At 38.3% G+C, this 25,632-nt stretch carries 22 protein-coding genes; 12 read left to right on the top strand and 10 right to left on the bottom strand.

Annotated elements, in window-relative coordinates:
• Positions 1–29: 29 nt before the first annotated feature.
• From BLP81_RS06615 to guaB, 4 genes are all read left to right on the top strand, one after another.
• Positions 30–3,464, top strand: a complete 3,435-nt coding sequence (locus BLP81_RS06615) for a methylmalonyl-CoA mutase family protein (protein WP_093367408.1) — start codon at positions 30–32, stop codon at positions 3,462–3,464.
• Between the two features lie 3 nt (positions 3,465–3,467).
• Positions 3,468–3,644: a hypothetical protein gene (locus BLP81_RS13645; protein ID WP_176752693.1), complete on the top strand. Its 177-nt coding sequence runs from the start codon at positions 3,468–3,470 to the stop codon at positions 3,642–3,644.
• A 212-nt stretch (positions 3,645–3,856) separates the two neighbouring features.
• A complete protein-coding gene (locus BLP81_RS06610; RefSeq protein ID WP_143002819.1) occupies positions 3,857–6,052 on the top strand; it encodes an amino acid permease in 2,196 nt (731 codons plus the stop codon).
• Between the two features lie 288 nt (positions 6,053–6,340).
• Positions 6,341–7,807, top strand: a complete 1,467-nt coding sequence (gene guaB / locus BLP81_RS06605) for an IMP dehydrogenase (RefSeq protein WP_093367402.1) — start codon at positions 6,341–6,343, stop codon at positions 7,805–7,807.
• A gap of 86 nt (positions 7,808–7,893) precedes the next feature.
• Here guaB and BLP81_RS06600 read toward each other — a convergent pair whose 3' ends face one another.
• Positions 7,894–8,436 (bottom strand): OmpH/Skp family outer membrane protein, encoded by a 543-nt coding sequence (locus tag BLP81_RS06600; RefSeq protein WP_093367399.1) that lies wholly within the window; start codon positions 8,434–8,436, stop codon positions 7,894–7,896.
• Between the two features lie 52 nt (positions 8,437–8,488).
• Entirely contained in the window at positions 8,489–8,941 is a 453-nt protein-coding gene (locus BLP81_RS06595) for an SRPBCC family protein (protein WP_093367397.1), read from the bottom strand.
• A gap of 114 nt (positions 8,942–9,055) precedes the next feature.
• Here BLP81_RS06595 and BLP81_RS06590 point away from each other — a divergent pair, with 114 nt between their 5' ends.
• From BLP81_RS06590 to BLP81_RS06560, 7 genes are all read left to right on the top strand, one after another.
• Positions 9,056–10,984, top strand: coding sequence for a peptidylprolyl isomerase (locus tag BLP81_RS06590; protein WP_093367394.1), 1,929 nt, complete (start codon positions 9,056–9,058; stop codon positions 10,982–10,984).
• The gene (locus tag BLP81_RS06585; protein WP_093367392.1) at positions 10,974–11,840 is read left to right on the top strand and encodes a hypothetical protein; all 867 of its coding nucleotides are present in this window, start codon (positions 10,974–10,976) and stop codon (positions 11,838–11,840) included. Before BLP81_RS06590 ends, BLP81_RS06585 begins: the two co-directional genes overlap by 11 nt.
• Positions 11,821–13,257, top strand: coding sequence for a peptidylprolyl isomerase (locus tag BLP81_RS06580; RefSeq protein ID WP_093367630.1), 1,437 nt, complete (start codon positions 11,821–11,823; stop codon positions 13,255–13,257). Before BLP81_RS06585 ends, BLP81_RS06580 begins: the two co-directional genes overlap by 20 nt.
• 1 nt (position 13,258) lies before the next feature.
• Entirely contained in the window at positions 13,259–14,212 is a 954-nt protein-coding gene (locus BLP81_RS06575) for an AAA family ATPase (protein WP_093367389.1), read from the top strand.
• 229 nt (positions 14,213–14,441) lie between these two features.
• The gene (locus BLP81_RS06570; protein WP_093367387.1) at positions 14,442–16,709 is read left to right on the top strand and encodes an aconitate hydratase; all 2,268 of its coding nucleotides are present in this window, start codon (positions 14,442–14,444) and stop codon (positions 16,707–16,709) included.
• A 67-nt stretch (positions 16,710–16,776) separates the two neighbouring features.
• Positions 16,777–17,346, top strand: a complete 570-nt coding sequence (locus BLP81_RS06565; protein ID WP_093367384.1) for a TlpA family protein disulfide reductase — start codon at positions 16,777–16,779, stop codon at positions 17,344–17,346.
• Positions 17,347–17,393: 47 nt separating this feature from the next.
• Positions 17,394–17,882, top strand: coding sequence for a glutathione peroxidase (locus BLP81_RS06560; RefSeq protein ID WP_093367381.1), 489 nt, complete (start codon positions 17,394–17,396; stop codon positions 17,880–17,882).
• Positions 17,883–17,889: 7 nt separating this feature from the next.
• Here BLP81_RS06560 and BLP81_RS06555 read toward each other — a convergent pair whose 3' ends face one another.
• The 3 genes from BLP81_RS06555 to BLP81_RS06545 form a co-directional block, all read right to left on the bottom strand.
• The gene (locus tag BLP81_RS06555) at positions 17,890–19,062 is read right to left on the bottom strand and encodes a BamA/TamA family outer membrane protein (RefSeq protein WP_093367378.1); all 1,173 of its coding nucleotides are present in this window, start codon (positions 19,060–19,062) and stop codon (positions 17,890–17,892) included.
• A 91-nt stretch (positions 19,063–19,153) separates the two neighbouring features.
• Complete coding sequence (locus tag BLP81_RS06550) at positions 19,154–19,675, bottom strand: dihydrofolate reductase (protein ID WP_093367375.1); 522 nt, start codon at positions 19,673–19,675, stop codon at positions 19,154–19,156.
• 7 nt (positions 19,676–19,682) lie between these two features.
• A complete protein-coding gene (locus BLP81_RS06545) occupies positions 19,683–20,078 on the bottom strand; it encodes a 2TM domain-containing protein (protein ID WP_093367372.1) in 396 nt (131 codons plus the stop codon).
• A gap of 50 nt (positions 20,079–20,128) precedes the next feature.
• Between BLP81_RS06545 and BLP81_RS06540 the strand changes: the two genes are divergently transcribed.
• Complete coding sequence (locus BLP81_RS06540) at positions 20,129–21,214, top strand: aminotransferase class V-fold PLP-dependent enzyme (RefSeq protein ID WP_093367369.1); 1,086 nt, start codon at positions 20,129–20,131, stop codon at positions 21,212–21,214.
• 5 nt (positions 21,215–21,219) lie between these two features.
• On the opposite strand, the gene BLP81_RS06535 is transcribed toward BLP81_RS06540, so the two are convergent.
• The 5 genes from BLP81_RS06535 to BLP81_RS06515 all read right to left on the bottom strand — a co-directional run bounded on the left by BLP81_RS06535 (position 21,220) and on the right by BLP81_RS06515 (position 25,585).
• Positions 21,220–21,501, bottom strand: a complete 282-nt coding sequence (locus BLP81_RS06535; protein ID WP_093367366.1) for a DUF427 domain-containing protein — start codon at positions 21,499–21,501, stop codon at positions 21,220–21,222.
• Positions 21,502–21,503: 2 nt separating this feature from the next.
• Complete coding sequence (locus BLP81_RS06530; RefSeq protein ID WP_093367363.1) at positions 21,504–22,472, bottom strand: L-histidine N(alpha)-methyltransferase; 969 nt, start codon at positions 22,470–22,472, stop codon at positions 21,504–21,506.
• A gap of 15 nt (positions 22,473–22,487) precedes the next feature.
• Positions 22,488–23,630: an ergothioneine biosynthesis protein EgtB gene (egtB, locus tag BLP81_RS06525; RefSeq protein ID WP_093367360.1), complete on the bottom strand. Its 1,143-nt coding sequence runs from the start codon at positions 23,628–23,630 to the stop codon at positions 22,488–22,490.
• A 74-nt stretch (positions 23,631–23,704) separates the two neighbouring features.
• Positions 23,705–24,529: a thymidylate synthase gene (locus BLP81_RS06520; protein WP_093367357.1), complete on the bottom strand. Its 825-nt coding sequence runs from the start codon at positions 24,527–24,529 to the stop codon at positions 23,705–23,707.
• Positions 24,530–24,586: 57 nt separating this feature from the next.
• Positions 24,587–25,585, bottom strand: a complete 999-nt coding sequence (locus BLP81_RS06515; RefSeq protein ID WP_093367627.1) for a GntR family transcriptional regulator — start codon at positions 25,583–25,585, stop codon at positions 24,587–24,589.
• Between the last annotated feature and the right edge of the window lie 47 nt (positions 25,586–25,632).

Genomic DNA, 25,632 nt, shown 5'->3' with positions numbered 1-25,632 from the left:
TCAAAAATTATATATAATTTAATATCATAATGGAGCAACAAAAACCATATACCCCACAACACCAAATACGAATTGTTACTGCCGCCTCTTTGTTTGATGGTCATGATGCGGCCATCAACGTGATGCGTCGGATCATCCAGTCCACAGGCGTGGAAGTGATTCATCTCGGTCATGACAGAAGTGTTGAGGAAGTCGTTAATACCGCTATTCAGGAAGATGTAAATGCCATTGCCATGACCTCTTATCAGGGAGGGCATAACGAATACTTTAAATACATGTACGATTTGCTTCAGGAGAAAGACGCCGGACATATTAAAATCTTCGGCGGTGGTGGCGGCGTTATCCTTACTGAAGAAATCGAGGAGTTGATGGACTATGGCATTACCAGAATTTATTCTCCGGATGACGGGCGTGAAATGGGACTTCAGGGGATGATTAATGATCTGGTCAAAAAATCTGACTTTCCTACGCCGGAACTTAAAGCTCCAGAAAAGACCAAAGAGAATTTAGACCAGAAAGATGTCAATACTATTGCAAGGCTTATTTCTTTAGCAGAAAACAGGCACGATGAATTCAAAGCCGTTTTCGAACCCATCCAAAAGAAGAATACGAATAAAGTTCCTGTTTTGGGAATTACAGGAACCGGAGGCTCAGGAAAATCCTCTTTAGTCGATGAGTTAGTACGTCGATTTTTAGTGGATTTTGATGACAAACAAATCGGAATTATCTCAGTAGATCCTTCCAAAAGGAGAACAGGCGGTGCCCTGCTAGGGGACAGAATTCGTATGAACGCTATCAACTCACCCAGAGTGTATATGCGTTCATTAGCAACTAGACAATCCAACCTCGCATTATCTAAATATGTTCAGGAAGCTGTGGAAGTCATGAAAGCAGCCAACTACGATCTTATCATTTTAGAAACCTCGGGTATTGGACAAAGCGACACGGAAATCCTGGACCATTCCGATGTTTCACTGTATGTCATGACCCCGGAATTTGGTGCGGCGACGCAGCTGGAAAAAATCGATATGCTGGATTTCGCTGATTTGGTAGCAATCAACAAATTCGATAAACGCGGTGCCAAAGATGCCCTGAGAGATGTGAAAAAGCAATACCAGCGCAATCACAATCTGTGGGATGCGAAACCGGAAACGCTCCCGGTGTATGGAACTATTGCTTCTCAGTTCAATGATCCAGGGATGAACATTCTTTATAAAAGAATCATGGATCAATTGTCTGAAAAAACATCTACAAGCCTTAAGAGTGATTACCAGATTACCGATGAGATGTCAGAGAAAATATTTGTGATTCCGCCTGCAAGAACACGTTACTTGTCAGAGATTTCAGAAAGCAACCGCTCTTACGATGAGAAAGCAAACGCACAGGTAGAAGTCGCTCAAAGGCTTTACGGTATTTTTAAAACCCTGGAAAGTGCCACCAATTCGAAACTTCAGCTGGATAAAAATGGCATCGAAGAAAGCCATTTGGAAGAGGTGACTATTCCGGAAAATGAGACATTAGTCGATCTGCTTAAAAAAGAATTTGACCGGGTTAAAATGGATTTCGATCCTTACAACTGGGAGAAGATTTTAGGCTGGGAAGATGTCGTTCAGAAATATACCGACGATGTTTACACCTTCAAAGTAAGAGACAAAGAAATCAAAATTGATACCTACTCGGAGTCTCTTTCCCATTTAAAAATCCCAAAGGTAGCCTTGCCGAAATACAAAGCCTGGGGAGACCTGCTCAAGTGGTTACTGCAGGAAAACGTACCAGGCGAATTCCCTTACACGGCGGGACTCTACCCATTCAAAAGAACAGGAGAGGACCCTACTAGAATGTTTGCCGGTGAAGGCGGTCCGGAACGTACGAATCGCAGATTTCACTATGTGAGTGCCGGTCTGCCTGCCAAGCGACTGTCTACAGCATTCGATTCTGTGACCCTGTATGGAAACGACCCCGATCACCGACCAGATATTTATGGTAAAATCGGGAATGCAGGAGTTTCTATTTGCTGTCTGGACGATGCCAAGAAACTTTACTCAGGATTCGACCTGGCTGATGCCATGACCTCTGTGAGTATGACTATAAACGGACCAGCGCCGATGTTGCTCGGTTTTTTTATGAACGCAGCCATCGATCAGCAGTGTGAGAAATACATCAAGGAAAACGGTCTTGAAAAAGAAGTTGAAACCAAGATCAAAAAGATATACCAAGAAAACGGCAGCGAGCGTCCCACCTATCAGGGCAAACTTCCTGAAGGCAATAACGGACTGGGTTTGATGCTGCTTGGCGTGACCGGCGATATGGTCCTGCCGGCAGATGTTTACCAGGAGATCAAAATGGAAACCATAGCAGTGGTTCGCGGAACGGTTCAGGCCGATATCCTTAAAGAAGATCAGGCCCAGAACACCTGCATTTTCTCCACCGAATTTGCGATCCGCTTGATGGGAGATGTCCAGGAGTATTTTATCGAAAACAAAGTAAGAAACTTTTATTCGGTTTCTATTTCGGGTTACCACATTGCTGAAGCTGGGGCTAACCCAATTACGCAACTGGCTCTGACTCTCTCCAACGGGTTTACATACGTTGAATATTACCTGAGCCGAGGCATGGACATCAATAAATTCGGACCTAACTTGAGTTTCTTTTTCTCCAACGGAATCGATCCGGAATACGCGGTGATTGGCAGAGTGGCCAGACGTATCTGGTCTAAGGCTATGCGAGATAAGTATGGCGCGAATTCTAGAGCACAGATGTTGAAATATCACATCCAGACCTCAGGAAGATCGCTTCATGCCCAGGAAATCGACTTTAATGATATCCGTACGACCCTACAAGCGCTATATGCGATTTACGATAACTGTAATTCGTTACACACCAATGCCTACGATGAAGCGATCACCACACCAACCGAAGAATCCGTAAGACGTGCTATGGCTATCCAGCTGATTATCAATAAAGAATTAGGCTTGGCCAAAAACGAAAATCCAATCCAGGGTTCCTTCATCATCGAGGAATTGACAGACCTAGTCGAGGAAGCTGTATTGCTGGAATTTGACCGGCTTACAGAGCGTGGCGGGGTGCTCGGTGCTATGGAAACCATGTACCAGCGCAGCAAAATACAGGAAGAAAGTCTGCATTACGAAACCCTTAAACACACGGGAGAATTCCCAATTATCGGGGTGAATACGTTTTTGAGTTCCAAGGGATCGCCAACGGTAAAACCAAGGGAAGTCATCCGAGCTACTGAAGAGGAAAAAGAATACCAGATCAACACACTTACCAAGTTGCATCATGTTTATGAAGACAGAGCTCAGGATCAGCTGAAACGCATTCAGGAAGCTGCTATCAAGAATGAGAACATGTTCGAAGAATTGATGGAAGCGACCAAATACTGTTCTTTAGGACAAATCACCGAAGCCTTGTTTGAGGTCGGTGGCCAGTACCGTAGAAATATGTAAGCAGTGAGCCATCTTCCAATGCCCAAAGCTTTGGCATTGGAAGGTGTTCGGATCGCTTATCCCGATGAACGCAGTGGATTCGGGATGAGTTTATTGAAACTTTGGTTTTACAAGCTTAAGCTTGCAAAATGGGTGCTATTCACTTATACCGATGAACAAAGTGATTTCGATATTTTATAAAAAAGCCTGCCCCTGATGATATCTGTCAGGGGCAGGCTTTTTTTATGGTTAACCACTGCAATCCCTCACACAGAGTTTTTCAATAGATTTAAAATAAAACAGATTTTATTGTTTTCACTATTTGGGTTTAGGTTAAAAATCATAATTTTAATAATCTGATAAGTATTGTATATGCAATACCTTGAATAAAATATGCTTAAATAAAGACTGATTTGAATTTGGAACAAAGTAAAAAACCTAAAAAAACCTTTGGCACTTTTGCTGGTGTATTTACACCAACTACGCTCACAATTTTAGGTGTGATAATGTACATTCGATATTCCTGGGTGGTAGGTAATGCAGGGGTTGGCGGTGCTATTGGTATTGTCTTACTTGCAGTTGCAATCACTTTCACCACAGCGCTGAGTTTGTCCTCTATTACAACCAATGTGCGTATTGGGAGTGGGGGAGCGTTTAGTTTAATCTCTCAATCTTTGGGAGTAGAAATAGGCGGTGCCATAGGTATACCGTTCTATTTTGCTCAGGCCATTGCTGTTGCTATGTATGTTTTCGGGTTTCGAGAAGGTTTACAAATGCTTTTACCAGAGTTTAATCCTTTGATACTTGATGCAGCTGTTTTTTCGGTAATCATGGGGATTGCTTTTATCAGCACAAGTTTCGCATTTAAAATCCAGTATATTATTTTAGGAATTATAGTGTTCTCTCTGGTTTCTATTTTTGGATCACTTTTTATTCATGATTTAAATTATGACTTTCAATGGATCGGAGATTTTGCAGGCTCTGACGATGGTACGGGAGGTGATTCTTTTTGGATAGTATTTGCGGTGTTTTTTCCGGCTGTTACAGGTGTCATGGCAGGGGCTAATATGTCTGGAGACCTGACCAATCCCCGAAAAAGCATTCCATATGGTACACTTACATCAGTGGTTTTGACTACGATAATATACATCTCTCTTGCTTTTGTAGCAGCTTTAATTGCAAGTCCAGAGGAACTTGTGAATAATTATAATATTTTCATTGAAAAATCACTATATCCTCCTATTGTTTTAGCCGGTTTACTGGGTGCAACTTTATCTTCTGCACTTGGCTCATTTGTGGGAGCACCAAGAATTTTACTTGCTTTAGGCGAAAAAAATATTCTACCCAAAAGTAAATTTATAGCTAAACGATCATCACGAAGAGGTGAGCCTGTACATGCCATGTTGATTACAACAGTCATTGTTATTATTGGATTGTCACTTCGAAATCTTAATACCATTGCTCCTTTAATTACTATGTTTTTCATGATTACTTACGCTATGGTCAATGTTATAGTTTTGATAGAGCAATCTCTCAATTTACCTAGCTTTAGGCCTACACTCAGGCTGAGTATGATTATTCCTGCTCTGGGAGCTTTGGGTTCTATTGCTATGATGTTTATTTTAAACGTTATGGTAGCTATTTTTTCGCTGGTATTCATCATTGTTTTTTATTTATACCTGATGAGCCTGAGGCTTAAATCTGAAGCTGGTGACTCCAGAAGTGGTTTGTTTACAGCTTTAGCAGAATGGGCTACAAAGAAGAGCAACGAGCTAAGAAAAGAGAAGGAGGTAAGGTCCTGGCGGCCGGACCTGTTGGTTCCTGTTATAAGAGCTAAGGACTTAAGAAGTTCATTTAAACTCATTTATTCTATCATAAAGCCTCAAGGGTCGGCAAAGATTTTGCTGCTGAAAAATACAGATGAAAAAGAGCAGAGGTATCTCCAGTCATTTGTCATAAAATCAGTCAGAAAATTTTCTGAGCTGAAATTATCGGCTTCTTATACCATGGTCGATAATGAAGGCTTTAATCCCACCGTAAATGCAAGTATGCAATCCTTAAATGCAGCGTTTTTTAAACCAAATACAATCTTTGTAAGTTTGGATTCTTCCGATTATGTGCCAGAAAATATAAATAAGTTGTATCAGGATACGCGCAAGAATGACTACGGTATGCTTTTGTATATTCCCTATTCTACGGCAAGCCTGGCTATAGAGAAAAGTATTCACCTTTGGTTAAAAAATATTCCGTCAGACTGGAAAGAATCTTTTGACATTGGAAATAATAATTTGTCGATTTTGACATCAATTCTCATGTCTCAAAACTGGAAAGGAACGCTCAATGTTCATGTCGTTTGTGAAGAGGAGAATTGTTTTACTTCAGATGATATAAAGAGATTAAATTATATGGTGAGATTTCCGAAAAATACAAATCTGGACGTGAGGCAAGGGGATTTGAAAGAGCATGTTGCCAGAGGGCGGAGCGCAGATATTAATATTTTTACCACATTTGAGGATATGAAAATTGAAGATATGGTTGAGCTCGTGAATTCATCCAGAATCTCAGGCCTTTTTTGTTTGGACTCTTCGCAAATCAATGCATTGGTTTAAAAATAAATATCTGTCAGGAAAGCTATTTTATTAGTTGTGGTTTTTCAGCAGAATTGGAAAATATACTTAATTCCAGCTTTTGTGTAAGCAGAAAAGCTCCTTAGACAACATTAGTTTAAATGTTGAAAATTCCTTTTAAATCAAATTTTATGATTAATTTTTAGAAATTGTAATCAGAGGAAATAATCCAAAAAGGAATCAAAATTTCCACCTTCTAAACTAAACCTTAAAGTCTCAGTTACTTAATTACAAATCATGTATATTTGCACGCAATTAAATCTAATTGCAATGACAAATTCAAAAGTAAAAGGACTGGGGCTTACCTATGACGATGTTCTTTTAGTACCTGCTTATTCAGACGTTCTGCCGAGAACCGTAAGTATTGAAAGCAAATTCACCAAAAACATAACACTAAATGTTCCAATAGTTTCTGCAGCCATGGATACGGTTACAGAATCCAGGATGGCCATTGCAATTGCTCAGGAAGGTGGAATTGGTGTACTTCATAAGAACATGACAATCGAGGAGCAGGCGCTCAAAGTAAGACGGGTGAAGCGTGCTGAGAGCGGTATGATCATAGATCCGGTCACCCTGCCTATTACCGCTACGGTAAAAGATGCCAACGACAGCATGAGAGAACACAGCATTGGTGGGATCCCTATTGTAGACGATGCCTATAGATTGATTGGTATCGTAACCAATCGTGATTTGCGTTTCGAGCAGAAGAATGATAGGGCCATCAAAGAAGTCATGACGGCCAAAAACCTGGTCACCGTAAGTGAAGGCACTTCGCTTAAAGAAGCTGAGGTTATTTTACAAAAGCATAAAATCGAAAAATTACCAGTGGTCGATAAAGACAACAAGCTCGTTGGCTTAATCACCTTTAGAGATATAACCAAACTCACTCAAAAGCCTTTTGCCAACAAGGATAGCTACGGGAGATTACGGGTTGCAGCAGCTTTGGGTGTTACCAGTGATATAGTAGAAAGAGCTTCTGCTTTGGTTAATGCCGGAGTAGATGCTGTGGTCATCGATACAGCTCACGGGCATACCAAAGGTGTGGTCGATGTTTTAAAACGCATCAAAAAGGAATTTCCAAAACTCGATGTTGTAGTTGGGAATATAGCCACTGCTGAAGCTGCTAAGTATTTGGTGGATGCTGGCGCAGATGCCGTAAAAGTAGGTATTGGTCCGGGCTCTATTTGTACAACGCGAATTGTCGCAGGTGTTGGATTTCCTCAACTTTCTGCTGTAATGGAAGTTTCTGAAGCCCTAAAAGGCACGGGAGTTCCTGTGATAGCTGATGGTGGCATTCGCTATACGGGTGACATTCCAAAAGCTATTGCCGGAGGAGCAGATTGTGTGATGCTGGGTTCACTGCTGGCTGGAACTAAAGAATCCCCGGGTGAGACCATTATTTACGAAGGCAGAAAATTCAAATCTTACCGAGGAATGGGTTCTATAGAAGCAATGGATAAAGGATCTAAAGACCGATATTTCCAGGATGTGGAAGCCGATATTAAGAAGTTAGTGCCGGAGGGCATCGTAGGCCGTGTGCCATATAAAGGCGAACTGGTAGAAAGCATGGTTCAGTTTATAGGTGGTTTAAGAGCGGGTATGGGCTATTGCGGAGCAAAAGACATCAAAACCCTTAAGGAAACTGGTGGTTTTGTTCAAATTACAGCTTCGGGAATCATGGAAAGTCATCCGCATAGTGTTTCCATCACTAAAGAAGCACCCAATTACAGCCGATAAGCACCGATTAAACAATTGATATAACTTAAAAAGGCTCGAAATTTACATTTCGAGCCTTTTTAAGTTATAGAACACAAGTGGTATTATTAGTTTCCAGGTTTTTCTTCTGGAACAACTTCTGCGTTTTCTTGGACTTCTATACCCAGTCTTTCGAGAACTTTCAGTGTTAGGTCAAATTTTGGATCGATGTAAATAATACTGTTGTTTTCATCAAAAATTTGAGTATAACCTTCTTCCTTAACAATAGCTTCCAAAGCTCTGCCTATTTTAGTGTACAGCGGCCTTAAGTATTCATCTTGCTGAATTTGAAGCATTTTAGAAGAATTTTGCTGTAAATTTTTAAGGTCTTCTTCAAGATCGATGATTTCTTTCTGTTTAATTTTTTTCATCACATCGTTCATGCCTTCCTGTTCTTTTTGGTTGTATTCTTCTACAACTACTTGGTAGGCTTCATATTTCACCTGAATGGTACTATCAAGCTTAGCACTATAAACCTTAAGTTTTTCCTCAACATCCTTAATTTCTGGCATCTTAGAAAGAATGTATTCGTTATTGACGGTTCCTACTTTGGTCTGTGCAAAAGAAGTTAGACTCATTGTGAGTAATGCAATCCAAATAAAGTGTTTCATTTTTAAAATTTTTTACAAATAAAGTCAATATTAATTATAAATCAAACCTTACTTAATTTGTTTTCACACTCTTACCCTCTTCGATAAAAGCTTTAAAGTCCTGCTGCACCAGAACTGAGCGTTTTTTGAAGATGTCTGGAAGGAGTTTGCTGATAAGTTTCATAAAGCCAGAAAATTTGAATTCACTATAGGAGGTCCATTTGGTTTTATGGTCTTCAATGGCCTCAAAATAATTTTTTTGAATACTTTCCATCCCTTTAGCAGTGTAGTTGCCATGCCATTCTTCTGGGAGATTCTTTTTAATGATGGTTTCTGTCATTTTGATGGACTGGCCTTCAATGCTGATGTAGAGTTTTCGCTTGCTACCTACTTCACCTTCTTTACCGCTAATGACACGACTCCGCTTTAAACCGCGTTGCCAATGGGGAAGGAGGCTGCTGTCTTCAAAGACTTTGATGATTTCTTCTCTGGGCCTATCGATGATAATTTCGGTCGTGTATGTCATGCTACAAGTTTAATCTTAATCTGAAAAGTACAAAACAAGAACTCAATCTTTTAAACAAAACTTAAACGTTGTGAGCAGTAGCATTTTTCTTACTTTTGCGTTCAAAATAAAAAAATGAAGTCCCTTTTAAGTTTTTGCCTAAGCGCATTATGTATTGGTTTTGCAGCAAATGCCCAAATTGAGGGCCAAACTCTTTTCCAAATCGATGGGCAAGAATATAAGGTGGATGAGTTTATTACATCCTACCAAAAGAATTCTGATATCGTCTCTGCTTCTTCTGAGTCTGTCGAAAAACATCTGGAGCGATATGTCAATTTCCATTTAAAATTAAAGTCGGCTTACGCTATTCAATTAGATACGCTTTCGTCTTTCAAAAAGGAATTTGGAAGATATTATAAACAAATTGCAGACAGTTATATTTCCAATGGTGAAGTTACTGAAGCTATGGTTAAAGAGACCTATGACAGGACTAAAACCGAAGTTAGAGCAAGTCATATTTTACTGAATTTGCCTAAGTATGAAGAAGATACTACTGAAGTCTATCAGAAGGCATTGATGATAAGGAAACGCATGGAGAATGGAGAGGATTTTGAAACTTTAGCCAAACAGTATTCCGATGATCCTTCTGTTCAATCCAATGCTGGTGATATGAACTGGTTCAATGCATTTAAAATGGTTTATGAATTTGAAGATACGGCTTATAAGCTTGACGTTGGTGAAATTTCAAATCCAGTAAGAACAGATTTTGGCTATCATATCATAAAGAAGACCGGGGAGCGCCTCTCTAAAGGTCAGCTCAAAACGGCTCATATTATGGTATTAGCCAGTGATTCGCTTCAAGATGCCGAGGTGAGAATTCAAAAAATTTATAAGCGGCTAGAAGAAGGTGATGATTTTCATGAGCTTGCTAAGCAATACAGTCAAGATCCTAATACGGCTGGTGATGGAGGTTATGTTCCGGTTTTTAGTTTAGGGGGATTAAATTCAAAAGTATATGAAAACAAGGCTTATGATTTGGAAAAGGAGGGTGATTATACGAAGCCTTTCAAAACCCGATTTGGATGGCATATTGTCAAATTAATTGAAAGCATTCCCTTAAAACCTTATGATGAGGTAAAGGAAGACTACAAGAAAAGGTTAAAAAGTTCTTCACGATCTAAATATTTGATTACTAAGATTAAAGAAGACCTGGAGAGCTTGTATGAGGTCGAAATAAATGAAGATGCTAAGGATCATTTCTTGAGTTTAATCGATTCCAGTTTTACCCAGGGTAAATGGACATATGAGCCTCAGAAAAAATCAGCTTCCAGGTACATTATAAAAGTCGAGGACAGAACTGTGGATTATGCGACTTTTGGAGCTTATTTAGAAAGACAGCAGCGTAGCTTTTCAGATTTGCCAGCTTTTAAAGTAGTTGTTGAAAATGCTATTGACGATTTGGTGTATAGCGAGCTTTTGGCTTATCACAAAACAAGGTTACCAGAAACTGACAAAGAGTTTGGAGACCGAATTGAAGGCTATAAAAATGGCGTTTTGATTTTTGATTACATGAAAGAAAAAATCTGGGAACCTGTGGCAGAGGATACACTTCTGCAAAAAAAGTATTATTCTGCCAATGCGTCGGATTTTAAGATTCCACAAAAAGTGAGAGGTCAGCTCTATACTTCGAAAAGCAAAAAAACCTTAGAATCTTTAGCGTCCGAATTACAAAGCAGAAGTACTAATGACAGTTTATTTCAATTGCCAGAGGAAATTATTTCAGAAGAAGTACTTTTAGAGAAATCTTCTTTAAAACTTCCTGAAAATTTTAAGTTTGAAGAAGGCTTGAGTAAAATTTACAAACATTCGGATCAGTTTTTGATGATGCAGGTTAATGAAGTTGAAAAGGCTAAAATTCCTGAATTTGATCAAGTAAGTGGGGAAATTATAAGTATTCTACAAGAAAAAAAGGAACGACAATTGATTTCAGAATTGAGAAAAAATTACACTGTTATTATCAATAATGACGTTTTAAAAATATTAAAAGATAAACTTGAAAACTAAAAATTTTTTAATCCTGATTTTAATATCCGTGGCTTTCACTTCGTGTTCTTTTTTCTCTGAAAAAGAAAACACGAACTATGTGGCTAGAGTTAATGATCATTATTTGACGTTTGAAGAATTAGGAAATCATATTTCAAACAATCTTTCTTATGAAGATAGTGCTATAACCGCCAAGAGCTATATTCAAAACTGGGCTACAGATAAGCTTTTGCTCGATAGAGCAAAGCTGAATTTGCCAGAAGATCAGCAAAATGATTTCAGAGAATTATCCAAGCGGTACGAGGAGCAGTTGTTTAAAAAGGCCTATAAAGATGCTCTAATTAGAAGGGAATTGACCAAGGAGATTGATTCGGCAAGCGTTTTAGCGTATTATCGAAACAATAGTGCTAATTTTAAATTGAACGAAGACTTAGTCCAATTGCGTTATTTGCAACTTGATAAGAAAATGAAATCTTTGCGCGACATAAAACGCCAATTTTTACGTTTTAATCCTGAAGATATGCTATCATTGCAGGAGAAATCTTTGGAATTCAAATCCTTATCTTTGAAAGATTCTATTTGGGTTCGCATTTCAGACGTAATGACAGAATTCAAAGAAAACAAAAATATAGAGCTAGAAAAGTCTGAGTTATTGAAGGAAAGGAACTTTCTGGAGTTTGAAAGTGAGGATGGAAATGATATTTATTTTATCTATATAAATTCGATATTAAAACGCAATGAAGAAGCGCCTTTAAGCTATGTGAGGCCTACGATTGAGCAAATTTTGCTCAACAGAAAAAAGACAAATATTTCTAAGAAAATTGAAAAAGAGATTACAAAAGATGCTACAAAAAATAATGAATTTGAAGTCTATTAACCTAAGTATTTTATCAAGTGTTTTATTCATGAGTATCATGACTTCAGCGCAGGTTACCATCGATGAAAAGGATAACCTTTTAAAAGAGTCTGAATTTAGTCCGGAGATTTTAGCGGCTACCAAAGTGACCAAAGATGGTCGGGTTAAAATTGACGGTGTGGCGGCAGTCGTCGGAGATTATTTGATTTTGGAAAGCGATATTTCCAAGGCTTATTTGGATATGAGAAATCAGCAAATAGGTGAAATTACCTATTGTGATGTTGCAGAAACGATTATGGAAAATAAGTTGTTTGCTCATCATGCCAAACTAGACAGTTTGCCCTTTAATCCAGAACGCGTTGCAAGCTTTACAGACCAGCAAATCAATCAATTTGTGAGTCAGGTAGGAAGTATGGACAAGCTGCTTAGCTTTTATAAAATTGATACTGAAGATGAGCTTAGAGAGCAACTCAACGAAATCAATACTCAACGTATGCTAGCAGAAGAAATGCAGGGGGCTATCGTGGATGAGGTTGAAATTACTCCAGAAGAAACACGAGACTTTTTTGAATCTATTCCTGAGGATGAAATCCCTTTGATAAATGATGAGGTTGAATTAGCTCAAATTATTGTAAAGCCGGAAGTTGGAGAAAAGGAAAGACAAGCCGTTGTGGATAAGCTGAATTCTTTTAGAGATGATGTCTTAGCCGGAGGGAGTTTTGCAACAAAAGCTGTATTATACTCTGAAGACAGAGGTTCAAGAAGTTCCGGCGGTAAGATTACACTTACCAGAGAAGATCCGTATGTCAAAGAATTTAAAGATGCAGCCTTTAGCTTAAGAGAAGGTGAGATCAGTAAGCCTTTTGAAACTGAATTTGGATGGCATATTCTTACGGTAGATAAGATTAGAGGTCAGCAGGTGGATGTAAGACATATCCTGCTTTACCCTGAGATCAGTTCAGAAGCTATTGAAAAAGCAAGAAAAGAAATCGAAATAGTTCGCGAGAAGATTGTGAATGGGGAAGTGAGTTTTAAAGATGCGGCCAGAGAAGTATCCGACGAGAAAGAAACCAAAGAAAGCGGGGGTCAGCTCATCAACTCAGCAACTGGCGATAGAAGATTTGAACTGACAAAAATAGATCCTGCAATTTACGGTCAAGTTGTAGATTTGAAAGAAAATGAAGTATCTCCAGTTATTAAAGATACGGAGCCAAGAACTGCAAAAGTCTTTTTTAAAGTGATAACTGTCACTAAAAAAATACCAGAGCATGTAGCTGAATTTAGTAAAGATTATACACGTATTCGCGAGTTGGCTCTTCAGCAAAAAAAGTTAAAAGAAATCAATGCGTGGAAAGCAGAAAACGCGGAAGACACGTATATCAAAGTAAATGGAGACTACAAGGCTTGTGAATTTGCTAAGTCTTGGATAAAACAATAATATGTCTGATGTAGCTGATTTAGATAAATTTGTTAAGAAATACAAAGTTTTAAAATCTGAAATTGCTAAAATTATAGTAGGTCAGGACAAGGTCGTGGATACCTTGTTGTTATCAATATTTTCCGGGGGACATTCATTATTAGTGGGTGTGCCGGGACTCGCTAAAACCTTAATGGTAAATACTATATCTCAGGCTTTAGGCTTAGACTTCAAGCGAGTTCAGTTTACGCCAGACCTTATGCCTAGCGATATTATCGGCTCTGAAATTTTGGATGAAAACAGAGCCTTTAAATTTTTAAAAGGTCCTGTGTTTACCAATATTTTACTGGCAGATGAAATCAACAGGACTCCACCCAAAACCCAAGCGGCACTTTTGGAAGCCATGCAGGAAAAAGCGGTGACTGTTGGTGGAAAGAATTATTTGCTTTCCAATCCCTATTTTGTTCTTGCTACACAGAATCCGATAGAGCAGGAGGGAACTTATCCCTTGCCGGAAGCTCAATTGGATCGGTTTATGTTTGAAGTGAATTTGACTTACCCTAGTTTTCAGGAAGAAGTAGAGGTTGTAAAAGCTACCACTCAAAACCGGGAGGTAAACATTGAAGCTTTATTTTCGGCCTCAGAAATCATTCAACTTCAAAAACTGATCAGGAAAATGCCTATTGCAGATAACGTGATAGAATATGCTGTGAAATTGGTCGGTAAATCAAGACCCAATTCAGAACAAAGCTCAGAATTCATAAATACCTATGTCGACTGGGGTGCTGGACCCAGGGCTTCACAAAATCTTGTTTTAGCGGCCAAGACCCATGCTGCTTCCCGAGGGAAATATTCCCCAGATATAGAAGATATCCAGGCGGTTGCCATCGCTATTTTAAGGCACCGGGTGGTAAGAAATTACAAAGCTGAGGCTGAGCATATTTCCATCGAAGATATTATCAAAAAGTTAATGTAATGATTATTGATATTCAGTCTAAATTACTGATCTGAATCTTTTACGCAGTCTTACTTCGCATCTGTTTTTATCATTTCATCAACTTTGCTTTAAAAAAAATATAAATATGATAATTATGTTTATTTAAAATGACAGAGATATGAAAAATTGTTAGAAATTTCGCTTTAATCTTACATATTTTCCAAACTCGAGCAAAAACCTTATTTTTGCACTCTAAAATATATATACTATGGCTTTTGATATCGATATGATAAAGAAAGTGTATAGCCAAATGTCTGAACGCGTTGATAAAGCTCGTGAAGTTGTTGGCAAACCACTTACACTTTCAGAAAAAATTCTTTATTCTCATTTGTGGGAAAACAAACCTGACCAAAAATTTACCAGAGGTAAAGACTATGTTGATTTTGCTCCGGACCGGATCGCTTGCCAGGATGCCACCGCACAGATGGCCTTGTTGCAATTTATGCAGGCGGGTAAAGAAAATGTAGCTGTACCTACAACGGTGCATTGTGATCACTTGATTCAGGCAAAACAGGGAGCAGTTAAAGATTTGAAGAGAGCGAACGAAACGAGTAACGAGGTTTTTGACTTTTTAGAATCAGTTTCCAGCAAATATGGTATCGGATTTTGGAAGCCAGGTGCTGGAATTATTCATCAGGTGGTTTTAGAAAACTATGCCTTTCCTGGAGGAATGATGATCGGTACGGATTCTCATACTGTGAATGCTGGTGGACTGGGAATGTTAGCCATTGGTGTTGGTGGAGCGGATGCCGTGGATGTGATGGCGGGAATGCCCTGGGAGCTTAAATTTCCAAAACTGATTGGTGTGAAGTTAACAGGAGCTCCGCAAGGATGGACTGCAGCTAAAGATGTCATCTTAAAAGTTGCTGAAATTCTTACCGTTAAAGGTGGTACAGGATGTATTGTAGAGTATTTTGGTGAAGGTGCTAAAAACCTATCCTGTACTGGTAAAGGTACCATTTGTAATATGGGAGCAGAAATAGGAGCGACAACCTCTACTTTTGGTTATGATGATTCTATGGAGCGTTTTCTGAGAGCAACAGATAGAAATGAAATAGCAGATGAAGCCAATAAAATAAGAGAACATCTTACCGGGGATCAGGAGGTCTATGATCACCCGGAAGACTATTTCGATCAGGTGATTGAAATAGATTTAAGTACACTAAGACCGCATCTTAATGGTCCATTTACGCCTGATTTGGCAACACCAGTTGGAGAATTAGGAGAAAAAGCGAAGAAGAACGACTGGCCAATCAAAGTAGACTGGGGACTCATCGGGTCCTGTACCAACTCTTCTTATGAAGATTTGACCCGAGCAGCATCTATTGCTCAACAGGCCGTTGATAAAAAATTAATACCCAAATCAGATTTCGGTATCAATCCAGGTTCTGAGCAGATTAGATTTACTGCAGAACGCGATGGCCTTCTGAAAGTTTTTGAAGATTTAGGAGCAACCATATTCACCAATGCCTGTGGACCATGTATTGGACAATGGGATAGAAGTGATAGAAAAGGCGATGAGAAAAATACCATCGTTCATTCTTTCAACAGAAACTTTTCTAAGCGTGCCGATGGAAACCCAAACACCCATGCTTTCGTAGGTTCGCCAGAGATGGTCGCCGCTATTGCTATTGCAGGCCGATTGGATTTCGATCCTATGAATGATACTTTGATCAACGAAGACGGAGAAGAAGTCAAGCTAGACGCTCCACAAGGCATTGAATTACCAGAGCTTGGTTTTGACGTGGAAGACAACGGATTTTTAGCTCCTAAGGAAGATGGTAGCACTATCAGTGTAAAAGTAGATCCAAATTCAAACAGAATCCAATTACTGGATCCATTTGATCCCTGGAAAGGCGATAATTTGATGGGTGCGAAGTTGCTTATCAAAGCCCATGGAAAATGTACAACAGACCATATTTCTATGGCCGGACCCTGGTTGAAGTACAGAGGTCACCTGGATAATATTTCAGATAACTGTTTGATTGGAGCCGTCAATGCCTTTAATATGAAAACTAACTTTGTAAAAAGTCAGCTGGATGGAAAATATGATGCCGTGCCAAAAACGCAACGGGCTTATAAAGCTAAAGGCATTCCTACAGTAGTAGTTGGTGATCATAACTACGGCGAAGGTTCTTCCAGAGAGCATGCAGCTATGGAGCCAAGACATCTTGGTGTAAAAGTGGTACTGGTGAAATCCTTTGCCAGAATTCACGAAACCAACCTCAAAAAGCAGGGAATGTTAGGAATCACATTCGATAACGAGAGCGATTACGATCTTATTCAGGAAGATGATACATTCAACTTTGTAGATCTGGAAAATTTCGCAGATGGTAAACCATTGACAATCGAAATTGTTCACGCTGACGGGTCTAAAGATAGCATCAAAGCGAATCATACGTACAACGCTACTCAGATTGGCTGGTTCAGAGAAGGTTCTGCCTTAAATATGATTAAAAAGCAAAACAAGGCTTAATACCCAAGTTTTCACTATATTTATTAGGGTCATCTGTTTAAGATGACCCTTTTTATTTATTCCACTTATGCCAGAGAAGAAAAAGAATTTTTTACAGAAACACTGGAGCAATATCCTGTTTGGGATACTGATTGTATTGATCATCATACCTCAGACGCGTCAGCCCATACAGGTGTTTCTCAATCGAATAATCGCTTTTAGTCCTACCGAAATCGATGAATCGGATCGTGAAAAGCTAAAAAATTATGACTGGTATTTCAAAAACCAAAACCTCAACACTGTAAATTTGGTACAATCCAAGGGAAAGCCAGTTTTAATCAATTACTGGGCAACCTGGTGCGCGCCCTGCATTGCAGAAATGCCGGATCTTCAAAAACTCTACACAGATTATAAAGATGAGGTCGATTTTTACTTTATTACTTCAGAAAAACCTGAAGTCGTCACCTCTTTTTTAAAAAAAAATGAATACGATTTGCCTGTTTATTATTTTTTGTCGAGTCCGCCGGATGTGCTGAAAAGTTCGAGTTTGCCAACCACTTTTCTAATTGATGCTGAAGGTGAAATCATCATAAAAAAAACAGGTGCTGCCAACTGGTACAGCAAAACAGTTCGAGCTACAATTGATAAATTAAAGTAAACACTTGACTGAGGTTGCTAGATTATTCTACATTTGAATAAAAAAACATGAATAACAGCATACACCAGCTTGTCGCTACAGACATAAAAGGAGAAACCTTGGATTTCTCAACTTTAAAAGGAAATAAAGTTATGATTGTTAATACGGCATCTAAATGTGGCCTTACACCACAATATGAGGATTTGCAAAAGCTTTACGATACTTTTAAAGATACTAACTTTAAGATCATCGGCTTTCCCAGTAATGACTTTATGGCTCAGGAGCCTGGAAGCAATGAAGAAATTTCAAGATTTTGTGTAGATAATTATGGGGTTTCTTTTCAAATGATGGGTAAAATCAAAGTCAAAGGAGAAGACAAGCACGATGTTTATCAGTTTTTGACTGATAAATCCTGGAATCAAAAAATGGACAGCCAGGTGGAGTGGAACTTCCAAAAATATCTGCTTAATGAAAGCGGTGAGTTAGAAAAAATGATTTCACCACAAACTTCGCCCCTGGATCAGGAAATCACCGACTGGATAGAAGGCAAAGACTAAAGGTTTTCTAGAAAGCCTCACCAACGCCAATATAAAATCCGTTTTCATCGGGTGTAATAGCGTAATCAACTCTTAAGTATACATCTTTTTGCTGGAAGAGTAAAAACCTAGCTCCAACCCCGGCAGACCATTTGATATCCTTTACCTGGAGTTCATTCCATTCTGAAAATACCTCTCCGACTCCTGCAAAAACAGTTGCCCCTAATCGATTGGAAAAACTAAGATCTAGAGGTAGAAATCGATACTCTACCTGAGCAGCAATCTGATTTTCATCGCGAAATCTTCCGCGAAAATAGCCGCGCATCATATATTGCCCCCCCATCTTCGAAAGCTGATTGAAGGGAACTTTACCTCCAAAATTGAATTCACCCAAAAGTTGCATGGCTAAAACATCTCTTTTGTTCATCGATTTAAAAAATCGTGTATCCGAAATAATGCTATTGTACTCTACTTCGCTTTCCCAAAACGTGTTGTAATTTAAATAAGCAACTTCACTAAAAAAGGCATTTCTTTCATTTAGGACATTTCTTCTCTCATCATAAACAAGCCCGGCACCTATTCCGAAGTTTGTAGTTCCTTCCGCACCAAATGGAAGTGAAAAATCGACAGTTTGACTATTATCGTCCGGGTCCTCAAATTTGACATTGCGAAGGCTTACAAAATCTGTTTCCAAACCAATATAGAAATCTTTGAAGAGTCTTCTTAAAACGCGTTCTCTTATTTTTATTTGCGTGGCATCTACCAGAGCAATGTTATCTTCGGGGACATTGTTACCAATACCGTAATATTTTATGGGAAACTTCTCAAAATTAAGATCACCTAAAAAAAACCACTTATCTTTATGTGAATATATGGCATGATCAGCACGTAATCCGAACTGAGATTTTAATGTGAAGAATCCATAAGCATTGATTTCACTTAAGCGATTACTTGTATCTTCTTTAGCATAGTACACATAGAGTGAAGTAACTCCAAACTCTACTCCGGTTTCTGGTCTATAACCAACCACTGGATACAAGAAAAATTGAGATTTTTCTTGTGAAACGGTATCGTTTACAATTCTATTGACATAATCTTTCAGGAATTGAAAAGTGCCCTTGTCAGGCTCTTCATCTTGAGCAATTGCGTTTATATTGAAGGTGAAAGCTAAGAATATGAGAAATACGTAAGTTTTTTTCATAAGTTAGAAATATTCGTCAAAACTAATTTTTTAATGTTTTAAGACGAAACTTATAAAAACTTCTTAACAGGTTTTAGAGGTATTTTAATATTTAATTTTGAATAGTCGAGATAGGCTGGGGTTGATTTTTGGATTTTATATAGGTTAAATAAGTAAAGTCGTGCTTATGAAGCTCGTCTTTTCCATGGTATTCAGAGTGAATAAGTTTCCAGTTGGACTCATCAATTTCAGGAAAATAAGCATCAGCCTCAAAGGTGTCATGAACTCGGGTAAGCTCAATTTTATCCGCATAAGGTAAAGCCTGTTTGTATATTTCACCGCCACCTATGATAAACACTTCATCCTGATCAGAGCTAAATTTCAAGGCTTCTTCGAGACTATGTACAACCTCCGCCCCTTCTTTTTCATAATCTTTTTGGCGCGTAATAACGATGTGTTTTCTGTTGGGTAATAATTTTGGAAAGCTTTCAAAAGTTTTGCGACCCATAATGATATGGTGGTGAGAAGTAATGGCCTTAAAACGCTTAAAGTCGTCTGGAAGATGCCACACCAATTCATTGTCTTTGCCTAAGGCATTATTTTCTGCTGCTGCAGCAACCATCGTTATTTTCATATATTCTTTATTCTGCTTCCTTTTTGGTTTTTTCTGTTTCTATGGGATGTTTTTTGTCTACCTTTTTTTGAAGTTTGCTTACTTTTTCAAGTTGTTTTTCTACAAGTCTATTCATTTGCTTCTCTTCCCATTCTTTACCCATTAATTTGTTGACCATAAAAACGTTTATGGCATGAATGATAAGGAAGAATAGCCAGATGAGTATGGCAGTTACAAACCAATCCATACCAAGTGGTCTAAAGTCAGATTTGTAGCCTATTAGAACATTTAAAACGATGAAAATAACAGCCCCAGCAATGAAAATCACCACATGGGTCATTAATTTTTTCTTTTGCTTAACACGCTGATGCGCATTTTCGTAAAGTTCTTTAATCTCTGGGTCAATCGTTTTTTTCGAGTCCATTTTAAAGTATATTAGAAGTTCAAATTTACTAATACTTTGTTTACTTACCCATGACAAATTTAAAAAAAGAATTTCCGATCATATCTTCTTACACCTATCTCAATACTCCTTTTACCGGGATTCTGTCTTCAAGTGTTCAGTCTAAAATACATGAACTGGAAGAAGATTTCAGATTGCGTGGGAGTCTTTTTAGTAATGAATATGAAGAGTCTTTGGTCGAGGATACTAAACAACTCATTGCTGAAATTTATAATGCTAAAAAAGATGCTGTTGGCCTTTTAAATAACTTTTCAACCGGACTTAATTTTATATTGAATGATCTTCCCGAACAGTCCAAGGTAGTCTTGCTAGCTCAGGATTATCCCTCGGTCAATTTACCGGTGAAATCCAGAAATTTTGAGGTTTTTGAAGTTGATATCGATCTCAAGCTTTATGAAAACTTAAGGCAAGCGTTTGCGGAAGTTAAGCCTGATTTCTTCATATTCAGCATGACGCAATATATAAGTGGCTTACAACTCGATGTAAAAGCTTTAAAAGAATTAAAGGATGAATTTCCAGACATCAGTTTTATTGCCGATGCGACCCAGTACTGTGGAAGTGAAGCCTTCGATTTCGGCAATTCCCCGTTCGACGTCTTTGGTTCCAGTGGCTATAAGTGGTTAAACGCCGGACTTGGCAATGCTTTTTTCTTATTCAAAAGCAGTTTTTTAGAAAGGTACGAGTTCAGAACAATTGGCAGTAACTCGTTAAGCATTAAACCAGATGGCAAGCCCAGAGTTATGGGATTCTTAGAGCCTGGTCATCATGATGTGATTGCTGTGGCAAGCTTAAAATTTGCCTTGGAATTTCATTATAAAACGCTTGGAATAGATTTTATAGAGTCGAGAATCAAAGCGCTTTCTATACTTGCAAAAGCAGAATTTATAAATCGAAATCTATTAGACATGGAAATAATTGATAAGCAGGCTCATCAAAATATATTTAGCTTAAAGGGAGAAGAATCCCATATCGATAAACTGAAAGACAAAGGAATTCTATCAGCTTTTAGAGGCGGAAGAATCCGGGTTGGTTTTCAATATTTCAATACTGATAAAGACCTGGAGACTTTGCTTAAAGCTTTAAAGGAACTCAGTTGATTTGATTAATCATTAACTTCGACACCTTTCCAAAAGGCCACGTAATCTTTAATTTCCTCTGCTGACGGTTTTGGGTCCGGGTAATACCAGGCTGCATTTTCGTTTTTCTTACCACCTACCGAAATTGTATAATATGATGCTTTTCCTTTCCAGGGACAATGGGTGTGGTAATCTGATGCTTCAAAATAAGAGGTATTGATGCTTTGAGGCGGAAAGTAATGATTTCCTTCAATAACGATGGTATCTTCGCTTTCTGCTATGATTTCTCCATTCCAAATCGCTTTCATACTTATATTTTTTTAAAGGTATAATTTTTGTAAAACCCATTCTCGCTCTCAAAAATCTTGTCAATATTCAGACTGGCTTTAGAAGCCAGCCATTCTACCGTATCATCATCATATTTTTGAGATATTTCTGTATGTATTGTTTCCCAGGCCTTAAAGTGGACATCAAGGTCCAGATTGGCGATTCTCACGTCCTGATCTGCTTTGCTTACCAGGAAACTCTTGGCTGTGCCAGTTTCCGGATCGTAGGTTTCCCAGTGAAAGAAAGCTTCAAGGTTGAAATCTGCATCTAATTCGCGGTTAATTCTTACCAGTAAATTTTTATTAAAGGCCTCAGTGATGCCTTTGGAGTCATTGTAGGCATCCAGTACAATCTGTGGATGCTTTTTCTGGTCAAACCCCATAAAAAGCAAATCTTCAGAAGACATGTTTTTCTGAATCTTTTTCAGAAAATCAATGGCATCACTATGCATCAGGTTTCCAATGTTTGAGCCCAATACCAAAACGATCTTTTGTCTTTTATTGTAACTGGATAACTGATTTAAGACGTCAAAGTAGCTTCCCTGCAAGAGTTCAAAATTCACTTTTGGAAGTTCTCTTTCCAGGGCAGTTCCAAGTTCATCCAGTGCATTCTGACTTATATCTACGGGCAGATAAGTGAAGTTTGCGTCAATTTCAGATAAATGGCTTAAAAGTAATTTTGTTTTTTTTCCATCCCCGGCGCCCAGTTCTATGAGATCGAAGCCGCTTTTTAGATTGAATTTTTCAGCAATTAAATCCGACTGATTTTTTAGTATATTGTATTCACATTCAGTCAAATAGTATTCTGGCATAGCCATGATTTCCTGAAATAATTTGTCTCCATTTTGATCATAAATAAATCTGGAGGACAGGTGCTTCGGATAATCATTAAGTCCTGAGATGACATCTTTTTCAAATGCGGTAAGGGTGGTTGGTTTTCTCGTAGATTCCATGTAGTTTTTGTCGAATTATTTAGCTAGTCTTACACCATTTTGTTGCCATCTCATATAGGGATGAAAAAAATTTCTATATGTTTTTCTGGTGTGGTTGTTTGAGGTGAATGCCGAACCTCCCCGGAGTACTTTTTGGTTGACCATAAATTTACCATTGTATTCTCCAAGGGCTCCAGGCGCTTTTTTATAGTTGGGATAAGGGAGATAGGCGCTTTCGGTCCATTCCCAGCGTTTTCCCCAGGAAAACTGAACCTGAGCAACTTCCCACTCAAATTCTGTTGGAAGTCTGCAGCCTTTCCATTGGGCAAAAGCAGCCGCTTCATAATAAGAGACGTGACTCAGGTTCTCCTTCAGATCAAGCGGGTTTAGACCACTTAATTTAAATTCTTTCCAGGTTCCTTCGGATTTATGCCAATAGAGCGGATGTTCTATGTTTTCATTTTGAAGCCAGTCCCAGGCCTCCGCATGCCATAGCAGGGGATCTTTATAGCCCCCGTCTTCCATGAACTGCAGGAACTCCCCGTTGTTTACCAAACGCTTACTTATTTCAAAATCCTGTAAAAATACCTGATGCCTTTCAGTCTCATTATCATAGCAAAACCCGTCTCCCTGGTGACCAATTTTGTAAAGTCCCTCTTTTATACTCAGCCAGTTTTGTGTAGCATCCTCAGAGGATTTTTCATCAAAATTGCTGTCATAAACAGGGTGAAGGGGGTGATGACCAAAACAATACTTGATATCCATCAAAAGGAGTTCCTGGTGTTGTTTTTCATGGTGAATACCAATTTCAACAAGGTTTAAAAGTTCTTTTTCTTCTGAAGAGCTAAGTAGTTCCTTCAAAGCTTTGGTGACATAGGTTCTGTACTGGAAAATTTCGTCTACAGTGGGGCGAGATAAGTTTCCGCGATGAGCTCTGGACACTCGATCTCCTTTGGCTTCATAGTAGCTGTTGAAGAGGTAAGGATAATCTTTATGGTAAAGCTTATAATCTGTTTTGAATTGAGTTAAGATAAATACCTCAAAAAACCAGGTAGTATGCGCCAAATGCCATTTAGTAGGAGATACAAATTCAACAGGCTGTATGACAAAGTCTTCGGTTTGCAAAGGTTTACAGAGTTTTTCTGAATATGCCCTTGTTTCAATAAATTCCTGAATCATGAAATAGGTTATTTTTTGAATTTACTAAAAAAGTCTGTAGTTGATATAGTTCACACTGAACAATTAACCAAAATTTAAATAGCGACTTTACCCTTGATATGTGGGTGAGGGTCATAATTTTCAAGCGTAAAGTCTTCAAATTTAAAATCGAAAATGGACTCTACCTCGGGATTTAACTTCATTGTTGGTAAGGCTCTGGGCGTTCTGGAAAGCTGAAGTTCAACCTGTTCAAAATGATTGTTATAAATGTGAGCATCACCAAAAGTATGTATGAAATCACCTAATTCCAAATCACAAACCTGCGCAACCATCATCGTAAATAAGGCGTAAGAAGCAATATTGAAAGGAACACCCAAAAAAACATCGGCACTTCTTTGGTATAATTGACAGGATAATTTCCCGTCTGCTACGTAAAATTGAAAAAAGGCATGGCAAGGCGGAAGTGCAGCTTTTCCGTTAGCTACATTGTTTTCAAAAGACTTTGAAGTATCAGGCATCACGCTTGGATTCCAAGCTGAAACCATCATTCTGCGACTATTAGGGTTGGTTTTTAAAGTATGAATCAACTCTTTAATTTGGTCGATATCTTCAGAATTCCAGTTTCTCCACTGATGACCATACACAGGCCCTAAATCTCCATCTTCATCAGCCCACTCATTCCAGATTTTCACCCCATTGTCTTGTAAATACTTAATGTTGGTATCTCCTTTTAGAAACCACAAGAGTTCATAGATGATGGATTTGAGATGAATTTTTTTGGTCGTCACCAAAGGGAAACCCTCGCTTAGATCAAATCTCATTTGGTAACCAAACACACTTTTAGTTCCAGTACCTGTTCTGTCACCTTTTTGGACTCCGTTTTCAAGAATATGAGAAATAAGATCGTGATACTGTTTCATAAAATAGAGTTTGAGTGGATAAAAATAGAAATTTTATTGGATTAAGCTTTTCAGATTTTAAAGAGAATTCCTCAAAATTAATTCACACTCATTTTCTACCTGCTCCTTGGAATTATTGAGCAGCATTTGTGCCAGAATGCTCCCCATTGCCTTAAAATCTGTAGAAATAGTTGTGATTCCGTTTTCGACCACTTTTTTTAAAACGGTGTCATTGTAGGAGATGATACCAAAATCTTTTCCAATACTTAAGTTTTGTCGCTTAGATTGCTCTATAATGCTCACCAAATCTCTATCGCTTGGAACGATGTAAACGGTGTGGTGTTTAATTTCTTCTTCAAAAAAATTAGTTTGAATGGAATATGGAAACCGGTAGGCTTTTGCAAACTGCTGAAAACCTAAAACCATACCTTCTGGTTCTTTATTGCCAGGATAAATCAATTTTAAATGCTGATAAGTTTTTAACTTATCTAATCCTTTAATCAGCGCTTTAAATATGTCTTTGGAGAAATTTTGAAATACACCGGGGTACTGCATCAATGATGAATGGGTTTGGTCCAAAATATAGACATCCTCCACAGGCAGGCTGGAAATATCGATCCTGGCATCCTCGAATTTTGTAGGCATGATGATATATTTTGAATAATTACCCTTGCTATCATTTACCAGTTTTTTAAACATTTTTCTATTGAAATGATGAAAGTAAATATCCACTTCTGCTTTATCTCCCAGCTCCTTAAGTAGTGAGGTGTACAAGTCTTCCTTAAAGCTGTTGAGTTCATCAAATAACAGAAAAAACCGCTTTTCAAAATTCACGTCACTGCTTTTTATATAATAACCCTTACCCAGAATGGAATAGACAATTCCTCTCTTTTTCAATTCATGATAAGCAATCAGTACAGTATCTCTAGAAACCTGGAGCTCCATACAAACCTTATTTAATGAAGGTAGCTTGTCTCCTTTGATTAGTGCTCGTTCAGAAATAGCTTCTTCTATAGATTTTATTATATAGCTATATTTAGGAGAGTTGATATTGGGTTTTTTAAAAATGGATGTCATAGCATGAGAATTAAACTGGTTGGAACTCCAACTCAAACTGGTAGGTA

The sequence above is a fragment of the Psychroflexus sediminis genome (genome assembly GCF_900099815.1).
GTDB classification, from domain to species: domain Bacteria; phylum Bacteroidota; class Bacteroidia; order Flavobacteriales; family Flavobacteriaceae; genus Psychroflexus; species Psychroflexus sediminis.
Note: the sequence above shows the minus strand (reverse complement) of the source record. Positions and strands in the feature narration are given on the sequence as shown.